This is a genomic window from Streptomyces saintjeani (assembly GCF_055409605.1).
In genome coordinates, this window is the sequence record NZ_CP189624.1 from 8,677,644 (window position 1) to 8,692,451 (window position 14,808).

The window sequence follows — 14,808 nt, forward strand, 5'->3', positions numbered from 1 at the left end:
ACGTGAACAAGACCACCCGGACAGAGGCCGATGCCGTCGGGCCGGACGATCGCATCACCACGCCCGCCGACTGGGAGCAGGCCCTGGACAGCCTGCCCGCGGCCTGGCCGAAATCCCTCCAGGCACAGGCGGCCGACCCCGTAGTGCGGGCAGCCGTCCGCCGTGCCTACGAGGAGGGTCTTTCCGTCGCCGAGATCCGCCGCCGCACCGGGCGCTCCTTCAAAGCCCTGAGGCTGATCCTGGAGGGAGTGCTGCGTTGCTCGGGCGGACGGGGCCTGCGGCCGGGCCTGCCCGAGGGATATCCGACCTGGTCGGCCTACACGACGGCAGTGATACGCCGACGGATCGCCGAAGGGATGTACCCGGCCGCGACGCCCTTGCCGCCGTACCGGGTGCTGGCCGCCGACCTGGCGGTCTCGCGGAGCGCCGCCTGCGCGGCGGTGCGGCGGCTGAAAGGCGAGGGGCTGCTGCGCAGGGAGGGACGCCGTCTCGTCGTCGAAGGGCCTGCGGGGCAGCCGGTGGCGCACCGGCCCGCCGCAGGAATGAGGGGCAAGACATGAAAGAAGACACCCGTCCCGAACCGGATCCGGCAGCGGCCTCGTCCAGGACGCGCAATACCCGAGAGACCGTGCTCGACGTGGCGCTCGCCCTGCACCGGGCCGGTACCTGGGAGAAGAAGGGAATGCTGGAGATCGCAGCCGCCGCCCGCGTGACACGCCAGACCCTCTACAACCTCTTCTCCCGCCGGGACGGGATCACTCCGGCGCTCCTGGCCCGCGAGATGGGCCGGCTGCTGGACGGAGGCAGCCGCCGCCGGCACAAGGCCCGCACGCGGGGCGCCGACCCCGCCGACTGCCTCACCGCAGCCGCCGCCTGGATGCTCGCCGCAAGCCGCTCCCATCCCCTGCGCGGCTGCTTCCTCCCCGGCCCCGGACACGCACCGGCAGATACGACCGGCAGCCGGGCCCTGGCCGACCTCCTCACCGAGATCCGCCGGCGCCTGGCCGGCGTCACCGGACCCGACAGCCACTCCCACGCCGTCGAGACCGTCCTGCGCCAGACCCTCTCCTACCTCCTGCTCCCCGCCGAATCCCACCGGCACGTCCGCGTTCAGATCGCGCACACCGCCCGGCGCCTCCTCCCGCCCGGCACCACCCTGGCCGCCACCGACCCGAAGACGACCACCGATGAACCAGGAAAACACCGTGAACGCCACCGGCCAGAAGAATGCGGCTCCGAAGTGGCAGAAACACCTGGAAGGTGTCCGCGCACCCGAGAAGGGAGCACGACTGAAGGGAGCCCAGGCTGAGATTTTCCGGGCAGCGGTCTGTGCCGCCTACAAGGACGGGGCAGCCCTGAGGGAAATCGAAGATCATCTCGGGCGCTCCTACGGGAGTATCCGGAGAATTGTGGATGACGCGGGAATCATGCGTCATCGCGGCGGCTACAACGCAGCCGTTCCGGCTCCCCTCACCGCCCTGGAGTGGGCGATTGAAATCCTCCGGAATCTCGTCGTGAGCGGCACATGCAAGCCGCGCCACAAAATTCCGGCACTCAGCCACCTGGCCCGCGAGTCCGGAATAAGCAGAGGGAACTTCCAGAAAGCTGCACTGAAAGTGCAGATGGACGGCCTTCTGCTCAGATTGCCTGGCAGGGGGATTGTCGCGCTGGATCCCAAGGACCCTCCTGCGGGGGACTTCCTCAAGGTGTGTGTCGAACCTGGGCGATGGGAAACCTGGCTGATCCCGGATCTGAAAATGTCGGATCTTGAATACCTCAGAGAATCCCTCATCGCCAAAATGGAGGACGGGGTTTGGCCCGCCGGCAGCGAAATTCCCACGCAAGCAGCGATAAAGCGCAGGTTCGGTGTCACCCAGCATGCGGTGTGCCTGGCCCTCAAATCGCTGGAAGAAAGCGGATACCTCGTCAGATGCAAGACGAGGCTGTACGTTCAGAAATCGACCCGACGGCAGAAAAGGAAATCGGGTGGAGGACCCCCGGCGGAAATCGTCGACGCCAATCGATCGAGCACCCCGGCCCGGAGAAGTTCGTGACCCCGGCCCCCGGGGCCGACGGCTCTCCGCCGCAGCGGAGGCGCACTCCCGTCTGCCGTGAGCCCCATATGCCGAATTACTGCGCCTAGCCATTTCATGACAACGCTCACGCCATGGAACGCCCCTCTTCCTCCCGTCGGCTGTCAATGAAAACAGCCACCGAAGTATGAAACGAAGACGATTGCAATGAGCCAGGAAAAAACGCCGAGCGCACCCGACGAGAAGACAATGACCCCGAAGTGGCAGAAGCACCTGGAAGGCGTCCACGTCCCCAGGAAGGGACTCCGGCTCAAAGGAACCGAGGGTGAAAAAACGCGGAAGGCGGTCCTTTCAGCCTACGCGGACGGGGCAAGGCTCAGGGAAATAGCATCCTTCCTCGGCCGGTCGTACGGGAGCGTGCACGATATTGTCTCCGACGCGGAAATCCTCAGGCCGAGAGGAGGAGCGAATGAAACTGCGCCAGGTCTCCTTCCTCCTCAGGAAAGAGCCGAGAAAACCCTCCGGGACCTCATCGCGAGCGAAGCCTACAAACCCGGCCATAAACTTCCCCCTCTCGCACACCTCACCCGCGCAGCAGGTGTGACCCGGAAGACCCTCGCGCAGGTCGCCCTGAAACTGCAAACGGAAAACCGCCTGCTTCTGGTGCCCGGAAGGGGATACGTGGTGATCGACCCCTCCAATCCCCCGAAAGGCGACACCCTCCAGGTGTGCATCTGGCCAGGGTGGTGGGAAACGTGGCTGATCGGCAACCAGGACGTCACGAACGCGGATTACCTCAAGAAGATCATCATGGAGCAGATACGGGAGGGCTCCCTGGCGCCCGGTAGCAGAGTGCCGAGCCAAGCCACCATATCCCGCAGATTCGGTACCCCCGTCAGCGCCGTACAGTCGGCCCTTCGCTCGCTCGAAAAAAGGGGACATCTCGTCAGGCGCAAGCGGTCACTCTTCGTCCCCGACCCGCCGTCCCACTCGCCGTCCGCCCAGGGTGTGCCTCCCCGTCGCACCGGCACAGCCCTCTCTCCGCTGCCTACCGCCGAGCAGAGCTGATCGGCCCGCGGCCCACCCCCGCCTCGCCCCTCCCCGCCCCAAGGGGCCCGGTCCCTCTGGCGGCGAAAGGGCGACTCCGGCAAGACCGCTCCCGCTCCGGCCCGGCGGAGGCCAGGGCCACTTCCTCTACCGGATCACCTCCTCCGGTCCCCTGACCCGCACCCGCAGACCCGACAAAGATCACCGACAACAAGGAACCCCCCTTGAACACCGCCGACGAAGATAAATCCGACCTGAAGTGGCAGAAGCACCTGGCCGGAATGCGTGTAACCGGGAAATCGGTCCGGCTGGAGGGAGAGGAAAAGGAGAAGATGCGGGAGGCGATCTGTAAGGCATATTCGACTGGAGGGAGTGTCAGGGAAATAGCGGAATATATCGGCCGCTCCTTCGGGAGTGTCCACAGGGCCCTCCAGGGGAGGGTTACCCTCCGTTCCCGCGGAGGGGCACGCCCTACCCGTAAAACTGGGGCACGCCTCACCCGTAAAGCTCCGACTCCCAGCCTGGACCGAGCGGAGAGAATCCTCCGTCAGGGCATTTCTGAAAAAGTTTACAAAGTGAACCACAGGATCCCGCTCGACTTCCTGGCCGAGAGGAGTGGGGTGACCCGGAAGACCTTCGAAAAGGCCGCCCGGAAACTGGAGTCGGACGGAATTCTGCTCTTCTTCCCCGGAAGGGGGTATGTGGTGGTCGACCCCTCCGATTCCCTCAAGGGTGAAACTCTCCGAGTGTGCATACGGCCCGGACGGTGGGTGAACTGGCTGATCGGGGAGCCGGATGCATCGAATATCGAATACCTCAAGAAGGTCATTATCGAACTGGTGGACGAAGGGTCCTGGAGAGTCGGCCAAAAGATACCCACCCGGCTGGAAATAGGGGCGATGTTCGGCGCCACCGAAAATACTGTGCGTCAGGTTCTGTGCGCCTTGGAAGAGGAAGGGCTCCTCACCAGGAACGGGAGGGCTCTCTATGTCCAGGATCCGAAGCGGAGGACCCAACAGGCCGAAGAACCTCCCGTAAGAGCCGCAGGCGCCGCCCGGACGAGCGGAACCACCACCTCCGTACGGAACCGGCCGTGACCCCGGCCTGCCGTCACCTCGCGCAGACGGACCCGCACAGCGGGCTGGCCCAGCAGAGCGCACGGTTCGGCGTGCGGTCCGACTCCTGGCGGCACCTGCCTGCCTACGACACCGACGACTTCGCTCCTTTCTTGATGGGAGCCCCCTCGTGACCGGCGCCGTCCGTCTTCGGCTTCCGAGAGGCAGCCATGGATTTTCGTTCCGCATCGTTGCCGAGCGGCACCCTCAGCATCGGCAAAGGAACCGAGCTTGCCACCGGCCATCTCCTTCCCTCAGTCGGTCCACGGATGGCCGACGACTCCTCCAGGATGACGTTCCCTCCCGTGAAAAACTTGCCGCCGATGGTCGTCACACTGCGACGGATCACGCGAGTCCTTCCGGGTCAGCCGTACGTCCAGCGTGTGCCGGTTCCCCTGTATTCCTCCACGGGGATCGGGAGGACGCCCGGCTTCATGCGCTCGCGGTAGAGGACACCATCGAGATGGTCGACCTCGTGGGCGACGAGGCGGGCCGTCCCGAGGGAGAAGCGGGACAGCCGGGTGCTTCCGTCGAGGTCGGTGTGGGCGACGACGATGCTCAGCGGCCGGGGAACGAGACCGCGGACGTCGAAGAAGGACAGGCACCCCTCGAACTGTTCGTCCTCCTCGACGGAAAACTCCTCGATCCGGGCGTTGAGCAGGACCAAGGGCTCGGCGCCTGGCTCTGGGGGAAGGACGACGGCGGCGCGGCGGTCGATGCCGATCTGCGCAGCCGCGATCCCCATGCCCTTGCCGAACGTGTGGAGTTGGCGCACCCGCTCGATGGCGGTGAGGAGTTCACCGACGACGTGCTGGGCCTCGTCCGCCTCGGCGGGGAGGTCGAAGTTGCGGGCGGAGCGGGCCAGGACGGGGTCACCGTCCTGGACGATGCCGACGTTCGCCATGGCCTGGCTCGCGGAGAGAGTGTTCACGGGAGCGTTCTCTTTCGTGTCGGAGCCGGTCTTCAGGCGCCATTCGAGGCGGAAGCGGGAGTGCAGGGCTGGATCCAGGGTGGTCCAGGTGAACACCGTCCGGTCGTCCTGTTCGGTGCGCCGGGGAGGGGTGCGCAGGGGTGCAAGGTCGGCGCTGAGGGAGGTCTCGGTTCCCCAGACCTCCGGCTCGACGCCGGTCGGGAAAGCCAGTTGCACGGACAGACGGTGAGTGGGAAGACGGACGGCTCGCTGGAACCAGCGGCCCCACTTGTCCGCGCCGACCCGGTAGGAATAGGTGATCTCCGCGCTCTGGCCCGGATAGAGGGGGAAACGGCGGGTCGGGTTGCGGAACTCGATCCACACCTCTTTGAACGCGTCCCGGTCATGCTTGACCGTCCAGCCCATCGGTTCGCCACCGCACCGGGCTTCGAGAGCGAGTTCTTCCCAGGTGAGCGGGGTGCGCCGGTACAGCTCGTTGGACCGTTCGGGGTCGTCGGGGTAGCGGTCCACGGCGATACGGACAAGGTAGCGGGTGACCGGCTCGGTCCCGTCGTTGCGCAGCAGGCGCCGCATCCGCAGGTGGTAGTGGCTGCCGTCGAAGGTGAGCGCGGCCTCGTCCTCCAGGACCACCAGCCCGGCCCCGGCGGAGGACTCGGACAGTTCGGCGGACGGCGCCGGGGAGTCACCGCTGTTCTGCCATGCCCGCCACAGGGCACCGCCCGCGTCCAGCTCGGCGTCGGCGCTGCGGGCCAGAGCCGGGCTGCCGCGTTCTCGTCCGGCTTCGAGGTGGCTGACGTACGAGGCGTCGACGCTGAGCCGGGCCGCGAGACCTCGCTTGGACAGTCCCCGCGCGGTGCGCCAGTGCGTGAGTGCCGCCGCGAACGAACCCTGCTCCCCGCTCTCCATAGCGCCGCTCCTTTACGGGAGTTGGTTGAGGACGTGAGTGAGTGCTCCTCATCGTCGCCTCATCCTGCCCGTCGAGGGCCGAATAGTGCCAGGCGGCAGCTTCGGGCAGCGCCTCGGGCTTCGTCGTCGGCAGGTCCGTTGTCGTATCAGGGGGAGTTCGGTGTCTGAGGGGATTCGTGCGGAGGGATCGGACCGCATCGTCGTCGTGGGCGGGGGTCCGTGCGGACTAGCGTGTGCTGCTGAACTCGACCGTCTCGGTCACCGGGACTGGGTCCTGCTGGAAGCGGCAGCCGCGCCGGGTGGTCTGGCGTCGTCCGTGACCGATCCGGCGGGTTTCACGTGGGACCTGGGCGGTCATGTCGTGTTCTCCCACTTCGGGGAGTTCGACCGGCTGCTGGACGGACTGTTCGGAGAGGGGGAGTTGCTGCGTCACGACCGGTCGTCGTACATCCGCTTCCGTGACCGATGGGTGCCGTATCCGTTCCAGCAGCACCTTCACCACCTCGGTCCCGGCGACGCCGAACCGTGTCTGCGTGACCTGCTGGCCGCCGCCCGACAGCCGGAGTCCACCGACGCGGGGACGGACTTTGCGGCGTGGTTGCGCGGCAGGTACGGGGACGCGCTCGTCGAGCGGTTCTTCCTTCCCTACAACGCGAAGGTCTGGGCGACCGCGCCGCAGGAGATGGGCTCGTCGTGGGTGGCGGAACGCGTCGCGCCCGTCGACCCCGGTCAGGTGCTGGCGGCGTTGCGCGGAGAGGTTCGTGAGGAGTCCCGGTGGGGTCCCAACGCCACCTTCGGTTTTCCGGCTCGCGGGGGGACGGGGGAGATTTGGCGGCGTCTGGCCGTCCGTCTGGGTTCACGCCTGCGTATGGCGTCCCGGGTCGTGACCGTGGACGTGGCGTCCCGAACGGTGTCCCTGGCCGGCGGCGACCGGATCGCGTACGGACGGCTGGTCGCCACAGGCCCGCTGGACCAGCTCGCCGCGATGACCGTCTCGGTCCCCGCCTCGGTCAAGGCCGCGGCGGAAAAGCTGCGGCACAACTCGGTGGCCATGGTTGGACTCGGCTACCGCACCCCGACCCGGGATGCCCGGTCGTGGCTGTACTTCCCGGAGAGCGATGTGCCGTTCTACCGTGCGACGAATTTCAGCAAGTACGCCGCCGCCAACGTCCCCGAGGCGGACGTCGGTGCCTACAGCGCGTGGATGACCGAGACCGCGCTGCCCGGGGCCCAGTTCGATGAGCCCACCCTGGTCCGTTCCTGCGACGAGGCCGTACGGTGGCACGGGCTCGTCCCGGCGGGGACCGAACTGGTGAGTGCTCACGTGGAGGTCATCCCGTACGCCTACCCCGTGCCGACCCTTTCGCGGGATGCCGCGCTGGCCGAGGTGATGCCCTGGTTCGAGGCGCACGGCGTCTATCCGCGTGGCCGGTTCGGGACGTGGCGGTACGAGATCGGCAACATGGACCACGCCGTCAAGATGGGTGTGGACATCGCCCGCCGCCTGGTGTCCGGGACTCCCGAGGAACTGCTCTCCTCCATGGCTCTGCCGGTTCCAGCGTCGGGGAGTCGGTCGTGAACCAAACTCCTGCCGACATCACCGCCCTGTTCGCGGGCCACCGTTTCCAGGTCCGCGTGGACGCGGCTCTGCACACCGTCCAGCGCCGCTACCTCGACGGCTTCCGGCCGGAGACAGACCTGGTCGCCTCGTGCGGGCACACCACCCGTATCCGCGTCCGAGCTGACACCGGGGTCCTCCGCGACCGCGTCCGGCACCTCGCAGCACGCCCCGAGCAGCGGGTGACCCCGTTCCGGGGTGAGCCCTACCTGTATTCGCGGTCAGCTCCGTACGAGTGGTGGCGGCCCGCCCCGGATGCGCCGCTGCACGACGATCACCTGTACGGCAGGGAGATGACCGGCCGCGTGCAGATCCTGGTACGGCCGGACACCGAACGCCCTGAACGGTACGCCGCCCGGGTCGTCCGCGACGTCGTCATGCGGTGTGCGGAGCACCGGGGGTGGAGTGTCTTCCACGCGGCGGCCGTGGCGGTCGGCGGCCGGGGTGTGCTGATCGCGGGCCCGTCGGGGTCGGGGAAGACCTCGGTGCTGGCCGCCCTGTCCGCTCACCTGTCGGCGGATGTCGTGGCCTGCGACCGGGCGCTGCTCACCGACGGCGCCGGCCGTGTGGTCGGGGTGCCGCTGTCGGTCCGGGTGGCCGGCGGCACCCTCCAGGCCCTGGGCCATCCAGGGCTTCCCGTTCCCGAGGGGTTGCCGAGGGAGTTCGGGGCCGGGCGCAAAGTTGCCCCCCTTCCCCGGGACTTCACCCGTGCCCTCGGTGTGCGGCTTCCGGAGAGCGCGCCGCTCGGTCTCATCGTCCTGCCTCAACTCCACGACGGTGAGGGAGAGGTGCGGGTGGAACGGGTCTCGCCGGATGCGGCTCGGGCCGCGCTGACCGCGGCGTGCTGCACTCCGTACGACGAGGACTGGCTGCTGCCGTGGTTCGCCGACCGCACCCGTTCCGTCGAGGAGCTGGCCCGTCAGTCCGACGCGATCGTCACCGCCGCCCTGGACCGGGCCGAGGTCGTGCGGGTCAGTGCGGGCGTGCGCGGCCGTCACCTGCTGAAGGGGATCGCCGAGGCGGTCGCGGGAGGGCTGGGGTGACGGCCCGGCGTATCGCGCTGGTGGGACCGGTCGCCTCCGGGAAGTCCACGCTCGCCGCCTCCGTCGCCGCTCACACCGGTGTGCCTCACCTCGACCTCGACCAGTTGTTCTGGGGGCCCGGCTGGACCCCCGTTCCGGCCGCCGACTTCCACACCGCCGTCCATGACGCACTCGCCGAGGCGGCGTGGATCGCCGACGGCAACTACGGGGGACCCGTCGCGGAGATGCTCCTGGCGAGGGCCGACCTCGTGATCTGGCTCGACCTTCCGCTTCACACCTGCTTCCCGCGGCTATTGCGCCGCTCGGTCCGCCGGGCTGTCACCGGGGAGGAGCTGTTCGCGGGCAACCGGGAGACCTTCCGCCATCTCCTCTCCCGCGACTCGATCCTGCGCTGGGGCCCGGCCCACCACCACCTCCACCGGCGCCGCTGGTCCCGCCTCCTCACCCCGGATGCGGGCCGACCAGTCGTGCCTCCCGTACTGCACCTCGACCGTCCCGGCACGGTCCGTCCCCGGCTGGCGGACGCCGGCCTAATCACTCCCGAGGATTCCCCATGCCCGACATGATCGCCTCGGTGGTCCGGGTCCCCTGGCACACCGCGCACGGCGGATACGACCGGCTCCTGGACCATCTCCCCGAAGTACGCCGCATCGCCCCGCCCGCCCGGCCCGGCCTGCGGCACGCCGTGGCCGGCGTCCACCGGCTGCTGGCCCGGCGCTGTCCCCTGCCGTTCTACCCCGCCGAGCACATGGCGGCCGACCTGCGCGTCCTCGCCTCATCGTTGCCCGCGCACGTTCTGTACGGCGACGAGCAGTACTGGTTCTCCCGCCACCGCTGCGTCCCCACCGCCGTCACCTACCACCAGCCTCCCGCCCGCCTCAAACACCTGCTGCCCGCCGCGCAGTGGCGCCGCCTCGCCCCCACCGTGCAGGAGATCGTTGTCCTCGACCCCCGGCAGAAGGAGTTCTTCGCCGACCTCATCCCGGCCGACCGGGTCCATGTCGTCCCCCACGGCATCGACACCAGCCACTTCACCCCCGATCCCGCTCTCTCCGGAATGCCGGAGCGGCCCCTGGTGCTCACGGTCGGCTGGTGGCTGCGGGACTGGACCGTCCTCGACGCCGTCCACACCCGCCTGCACCACACGTACGGCTCCGAAGTCGATCTCGTCGTCGTCACCCGCGACGCCGCTCGCCGTACCTGGCACCCGGCCGCCCGCGTGTTGGAAGGCATCAGCGAAGCGGCCCTGGTCGGCCTCTACCGCCGGGCCACCGTCATGTTCCTGCCGCTCACCGACGCCAGCGCCAACAACGCGCTCCTGGAAGCTCTGGCCTGCGGCGTCCCGGTAGTCGTCACCGACGTCGGCGGCATCCCCTTCTACACCGGCGGCACACCTGCGGCTTGCCTCGTCCCACCCGGCGACGAGACCGCCGCGACCACCGCGATCCGTCATCTGCTCGACGAACCCGAAGCCGACCACGTTCTACGCCGCCGCGCCGCGCGCGAACACGCCGAACACTTCGCCTGGCCCCGCATCGCCGGCCAGATCCGTCAGGTCCACCGCCTCCTCGAAGGAGACCGCCGATGAACGGGATCTGGCTGAACGCCCTCGTCCCGGCCTTGCTCACCGGGCTCGTCCTGCGCGCACTGTGGGTCGTCGTGGCCGTGGAGACGAGCGCCCGCTTCCTGCTCAACCCACCCACGCCCGAAGACGATCCCGCCGACGTCCCGTGGCTGGTGATCCTGCTGCCGATGCTGCGCGAGCAGAGCGTCGCTGACGAGACCATCACCGCCTTCACCCGCCTCGACCACCCGTCAGACCGGGCTCTCGTGGTCGTGATCACGACCGAACGCGAGGAGACAACCCGCTCTCACCGGCGCAGCCGCCTTCCCGAGCTGGCCACCCGGCAGTTGGACGCCGCAGACCTCCACGGCCTGTTCCCCACTACCCGCTGCCAGGTGATCGCCGACACCGTCAACAACACGCCGCCACACGCCCGCCTCGAACAACTCACCATCCTCTACGACGCCGAACCCACCACCGCGCAGATCGTCGACAACCTCATCACCCGCAATAAACCAGGTCAGTTGAGGGTCGCGCACCTGCATCAGCCCGACACCGGAGGCCGGAAAGCGGGGCAGCTCAACCACGCCCTCGAACACCTCGGCACGCTCCTCACCCCACTCGGCTGGAACGACCGCGAACACGCCGACACCACGTACACCCTCGTCTACGACGCCGACGCCCTCCCCGACACCCACACCCTGACCTCCTTCGCCGCCACCATCCACGACCACCACCGCCGCACCGGCACCCGGCCCGCGCTCGTCCAGCAGCAACGCCTCCCGCTCCTGGCCCGCCGCCCCTTCCCGCCCGGCGCAGCCGGACTCCTCCTGACCGGCGAATGGGTCTACCAGCTGCGCCGCTCCCTCGGCATCGAACTCGCTCGCATCCGCCTCCACCACCGCCTCGCCACCACCCGCCTCCCCCACACGGTCCGCACCGCGCTGCGTCCCATGGTCTACGCCGTCGGCTGCGGCATGGCCGTCCACCTCCCCGCCGTCCACGCCCTGGGAGGATTCCCCGAACCGATGGAAGACCTCGGCACCGGCCACCGCCTCTCCCTGCTCGGCGCACCGCTGACAGCCTCGCCGACCGCCGTCCTCGACGAGCCGTACACCGACACCGCCGGACTGCTGAACCTGCACGCGCTCGCCTTCACCGCTTCCGCCCGACCCGACCTCCACGCACGCGCCGTCGCCCATCTCCCCTCGGCCCTCTCCAGAACCGCGAGAACGACTCTCGTACTGCGGGAGTGGACCGACGAGGCGGCCTGGCTCCTCGGCGCACCACTGACCACAGCGGCCGTGGCCAGCTCCTGGTGGGCCGGACCGATCTGGACGATTGTCGCCATGCTCGGCGTTCTGCTTCACGGTCCCCTCCTCACCGCCCGGCTCCTCCGCCTCACCCCCGCCCTCCACGCCGGCGTCGCACCTCCCGCTGGCCTTCCCACGCCTCCCCTCACCGCCGCCTGCCATCCCTTGCTCGTGATCGCAGCCAGCCCCTTCCAGCCGTTCGTCCGGCTCGCCGGGCCCTGGCGCCTGATCTGGCGAAAGACCATCAGACGTCCCGGCGTCTTCGGCAAGACTGAACGCTGACCATCCCCGCCCCTACCGCGCCACCGGAGCCACCCCGTGTCCGAACCTGTCGCCCCCGCGATCCGTACCTCCGCCAAAGCCGTCGTCACCCACAACGGCCACGTCCTGCTCCAACGCGCCACCTGGGAAGGCCAGGACTGCTACTTCCTGCCCGGCGGCGGCCAGGAACCCGGCGAAGCCCTCGACCACACCGTCACCCGCGAAGTCCATGAAGAGACCGGCCTCACCGTCACCGTCCAACGCCTGCTGTGGGTACGCGAATACATCGGCGCCCACCACGACCACGCTGCCACCGAAACGGCGACCCACCGCGTCGAGATCGTCTTCCACTGCACCCCGGACGGCGAACCCGGCCTCCTCGGCGGCCACCTCCAGGACGACCTCCAGACCGGACTCGAATGGATCCCCCTGGACAAAGTCCCCACTCTCAACCTCCTCCCCGCAGCACTCCGCGAACCCATCGCCACCCTCACCACCACATCCCCTGCCTCCTACCTCGGCGACGTCGCCTGACACCGGCCGCGATGACGGACATCACCGGCCACGTCCCACCCGGAGCCCGTGAGATCACCACCGGCCAGACCAACCGCGTCTGGCACATCGATGGCCCGACCCCCTACGTCCTCAAGCACTACCCGGACCCGCGTCGCGCCGCCAACGAAGCCGCCGCCCTCACCCTCCTCGCCCGTCACCACGCACCCGCACCCCGACTCCTCGCCACCGGCCCCGCGTGGACAGCACAAACAGCCGTCCACGCCCACCCGGTACCCGCCCAGGAGTTCCTGGACGTCCTCGCCGAACTCCTCCCCACCGTCCACCACATCCCCGGCCCCCACGCGGGACGCCTCACCGGCATGTCCCCCTTCTCCTCGTGGCCGGCCTACCTCCACGACCGGCTCGACCACTACACCCGCGCCGCCCCCGGCCTCACCCACCTCGCCCGCCCCCTCCACCACGAACTCGACACCCTCCCCCTCGACCAGCACCCCCGACTCCTCCACCACGACCTCCAGCCCGGACACCTCGTCCACCACCACACCGGCCCCCTCCTCCTCGACTGGGAACTCGCCGCCTACGGCGACCCCCTCTCCGACCTCGCCCGCCTCGCCGTACGCCTCCAACTCCCCCACCCCACCGACGTCACCCCCCTCGTCCGCCACCACGACAGACACACCGGCCACAGACTCGTCCTGTACTGGCGCATCCACCAACTCGCAGACGCAGCACTGACCACCGACCCGGACATCCGCCACCGCGCCTACCAGAACCTGGGCTTGCCCCCACCACAGCCCTGACCCCCGGTCGGCGCCTCGGCCCACGCCAAGCTGAATCACCGTCACAACCACCCGCCCCACACCCCGGCAACGGAAAACAGGGGCAGTCCGGTCCGACGACTACCGAGACACCGAACCGGACCACGTATCGCCTAAGGAACGCCCGGAGGCGGCGGCGTCGGGATCGGACCGGGCGGGGGCGGCGGAGGGGGCTCAGGCGGCGGCTGCCCCGGAGCGAACACGACAGCGGTGTACACGGTTACCTCCCAGGTGAGAAGGCATCCACCATCACCGTGACCACCCCGCCCCCGACATCCCATGAGGTACCCCAGAGTGCGGACAGATACTGGCCACTGGACAACGCCTGGCCACACGGGCGACGCCTCCGCACTCCCCCCTGACGCCGTCCGCGCCGAACTCCTGCGGCTGCGCCAAGGACCCGCGCTCGGCCATCCCGGCGCCGTCACCGCCCTCAGCGGCTCCCTGCGTGCGCTGCTGCTGAGCCGGCAGCCCCCGCTGTCACCGGCGGCCAGCGAAACGACTCGGCTGGTCGCGGCCCTGCGCCGGGCGATCGACGGCCTCTCCCCACACGAACGCCGTTATGCCGCAGCGGACTTCAACCTGGTAGACGAGCACTCCTGGCCGACCCTCACCGAACGGCAGGAGTCCCTGGCCCGGGTCCTGCGATGCTCGGTCAAGACCGTGCGCCGCCACGCTGGACAAGCACTGGACAGCCTCGCCCTGCTCATCTCCGACGGCAGCTACCTCACCGGAGAACCCCCAGGGGTCGAGGAAGACGAAGCGGACAGCATCGACGCGACGGCCCGGTTCTTCGGCATCGGCCACAACTCCACCGTGCACGTGGTCTGTTCAACCATGACCGGCGCCAGCTGCACCCGCCACCGGCGAAGCGACTCCACACACACCCGCTACGGCGCCTTCGCCGACCTCGACGCCCTCGTCTACACCCGCGTCCACCTCGCCCAGACCTTCCCCACCGCGACCATCCGCGACTTCTACCCCGGCGAGTACTACGCCGCCGACCCCGACTGCCTCATCATCCTCGGCTCACCCCACCGCAACACCGTCTACCGCGAGTTCGGCCCCCACCTCCCCTACCGCTTCGCCGAACCCCCGGACGCCGGCCTCACCTTCCCCGGCCACGGAAACACCCGGCTGACCCCCCAGTGGACCCCCGAAGGTGAGCTCCTCGCCGACCTCACCGTCATCACCCGCCTCACCCTCGACCAGGGCACCACCGTCATCCTCCTCGGCGGCTGCCACACCCTCGGCGTCCTCGGCGCCGCCAAAGCCCTCCTCAACAACCCTCGCAACACCACCCACCTGGACGCCGTATCCGACCACGGCGACTTCGTCGCCGTCACCACCACCCGCAAGATCGGAGGCATCACCGACACCCCCGACCTCACCACCAACGAACCCCTGCTCCTCCTCACCCGCGACAGCGCCGGCGGCTTCGCCACGCGACTGGACAACAGCCACCTGTACCCAGGAGTAAGAAACCAACGGCTGTCCCGATAGACAGCCGTCCGACCCCATGTGATGCCGAGGCGGATTCGCCCAAGCACCGCGCCCCGCCGTTGACGACATGAGGTGAACGAGTCGGCGGATTCCTTTCTCCTCCGCGACTGCAACCTCTAAGTTCTTCCGCAACGCGGAAA

Annotated in this window: 15 protein-coding genes; 14 read left to right on the forward strand and 1 reads right to left on the reverse strand. The window is 68.9% G+C overall.

Annotation, left to right across the window (positions count from 1 at the left end):
• Positions 1-2: 2 nt before the first annotated feature.
• The 6 genes from ACQCO7_RS38740 (at position 3) to ACQCO7_RS38765 (ending at position 4,329) form a co-directional block, all read left to right on the forward strand.
• The gene (locus ACQCO7_RS38740) at positions 3-560 is read left to right on the forward strand and encodes a GntR family transcriptional regulator (RefSeq protein ID WP_464076200.1); all 558 of its coding nucleotides are present in this window, start codon (positions 3-5) and stop codon (positions 558-560) included.
• Positions 557-1,309, forward strand: coding sequence for a TetR/AcrR family transcriptional regulator (locus ACQCO7_RS38745; protein ID WP_464076201.1), 753 nt, complete (start codon positions 557-559; stop codon positions 1,307-1,309). Before ACQCO7_RS38740 ends, ACQCO7_RS38745 begins: the two co-directional genes overlap by 4 nt.
• Positions 1,206-2,054, forward strand: a complete 849-nt coding sequence (locus ACQCO7_RS38750; protein WP_464076202.1) for a helix-turn-helix domain-containing protein — start codon at positions 1,206-1,208, stop codon at positions 2,052-2,054. The genes ACQCO7_RS38745 and ACQCO7_RS38750 overlap by 104 nt, the downstream gene beginning before the upstream one ends.
• A 186-nt stretch (positions 2,055-2,240) precedes the next feature.
• Positions 2,241-3,101: a GntR family transcriptional regulator gene (locus ACQCO7_RS38755; protein ID WP_464076203.1), complete on the forward strand. Its 861-nt coding sequence runs from the start codon at positions 2,241-2,243 to the stop codon at positions 3,099-3,101.
• A gap of 203 nt (positions 3,102-3,304) precedes the next feature.
• A complete protein-coding gene (locus ACQCO7_RS38760) occupies positions 3,305-4,177 on the forward strand; it encodes a GntR family transcriptional regulator (RefSeq protein WP_464076204.1) in 873 nt (290 codons plus the stop codon).
• Positions 4,174-4,329 (forward strand): hypothetical protein, encoded by a 156-nt coding sequence (locus ACQCO7_RS38765; protein ID WP_464076205.1) that lies wholly within the window; start codon positions 4,174-4,176, stop codon positions 4,327-4,329. Before ACQCO7_RS38760 ends, ACQCO7_RS38765 begins: the two co-directional genes overlap by 4 nt.
• 230 nt (positions 4,330-4,559) lie before the next feature.
• Here the strand turns inward: ACQCO7_RS38765 and ACQCO7_RS38770 are convergent, their stop codons facing one another.
• Entirely contained in the window at positions 4,560-6,032 is a 1,473-nt protein-coding gene (locus ACQCO7_RS38770; RefSeq protein ID WP_464076206.1) for a peptide deformylase, read from the reverse strand.
• Between the two features lie 160 nt (positions 6,033-6,192).
• Here ACQCO7_RS38770 and ACQCO7_RS38775 point away from each other — a divergent pair, with 160 nt between their 5' ends.
• The 8 genes from ACQCO7_RS38775 (at position 6,193) to ACQCO7_RS38810 (ending at position 14,668) form a co-directional block, all read left to right on the forward strand.
• On the forward strand, positions 6,193-7,611 hold the full coding sequence (locus tag ACQCO7_RS38775; protein ID WP_464076207.1) for a protoporphyrinogen/coproporphyrinogen oxidase: 1,419 nt from the start codon (positions 6,193-6,195) through the stop codon (positions 7,609-7,611).
• Complete coding sequence (locus tag ACQCO7_RS38780; RefSeq protein ID WP_464076208.1) at positions 7,608-8,693, forward strand: hypothetical protein; 1,086 nt, start codon at positions 7,608-7,610, stop codon at positions 8,691-8,693. Before ACQCO7_RS38775 ends, ACQCO7_RS38780 begins: the two co-directional genes overlap by 4 nt.
• Positions 8,690-9,259: a P-loop NTPase family protein gene (locus ACQCO7_RS38785; protein WP_464076209.1), complete on the forward strand. Its 570-nt coding sequence runs from the start codon at positions 8,690-8,692 to the stop codon at positions 9,257-9,259. The genes ACQCO7_RS38780 and ACQCO7_RS38785 overlap by 4 nt, the downstream gene beginning before the upstream one ends.
• Complete coding sequence (locus ACQCO7_RS38790; protein ID WP_464076210.1) at positions 9,247-10,281, forward strand: glycosyltransferase family 4 protein; 1,035 nt, start codon at positions 9,247-9,249, stop codon at positions 10,279-10,281. Before ACQCO7_RS38785 ends, ACQCO7_RS38790 begins: the two co-directional genes overlap by 13 nt.
• A complete protein-coding gene (locus ACQCO7_RS38795) occupies positions 10,278-11,852 on the forward strand; it encodes a hypothetical protein (RefSeq protein WP_464076211.1) in 1,575 nt (524 codons plus the stop codon). Before ACQCO7_RS38790 ends, ACQCO7_RS38795 begins: the two co-directional genes overlap by 4 nt.
• Positions 11,853-11,888: 36 nt before the next feature.
• Entirely contained in the window at positions 11,889-12,365 is a 477-nt protein-coding gene (locus tag ACQCO7_RS38800; protein ID WP_464076212.1) for an NUDIX domain-containing protein, read from the forward strand.
• A gap of 11 nt (positions 12,366-12,376) precedes the next feature.
• A complete protein-coding gene (locus tag ACQCO7_RS38805) occupies positions 12,377-13,147 on the forward strand; it encodes a phosphotransferase family protein (protein ID WP_464076213.1) in 771 nt (256 codons plus the stop codon).
• Between the two features lie 312 nt (positions 13,148-13,459).
• Entirely contained in the window at positions 13,460-14,668 is a 1,209-nt protein-coding gene (locus ACQCO7_RS38810) for a hypothetical protein (RefSeq protein ID WP_464076214.1), read from the forward strand.
• The last annotated feature ends 140 nt before the right edge of the window (positions 14,669-14,808 follow it).

Excerpts from the sequence above, each read along its gene's own strand:
- ACQCO7_RS38745 (WP_464076201.1), top strand. The coding sequence starts at position 557 with ATGAAAGAAGACACCCGTCCCGAACCGGATCCGGCAGCGGCCTCGTCC.
- ACQCO7_RS38755 (WP_464076203.1), top strand. The coding sequence starts at position 2,241 with ATGAGCCAGGAAAAAACGCCGAGCGCACCCGACGAGAAGACAATGACC.
- ACQCO7_RS38770 (WP_464076206.1), bottom strand. The coding sequence starts at position 6,032 with ATGGAGAGCGGGGAGCAGGGTTCGTTCGCGGCGGCACTCACGCACTGG.
- ACQCO7_RS38790 (WP_464076210.1), top strand. The coding sequence starts at position 9,247 with ATGCCCGACATGATCGCCTCGGTGGTCCGGGTCCCCTGGCACACCGCG.
- ACQCO7_RS38795 (WP_464076211.1), top strand. The coding sequence starts at position 10,278 with ATGAACGGGATCTGGCTGAACGCCCTCGTCCCGGCCTTGCTCACCGGG.
- ACQCO7_RS38805 (WP_464076213.1), top strand. The coding sequence starts at position 12,377 with ATGACGGACATCACCGGCCACGTCCCACCCGGAGCCCGTGAGATCACC.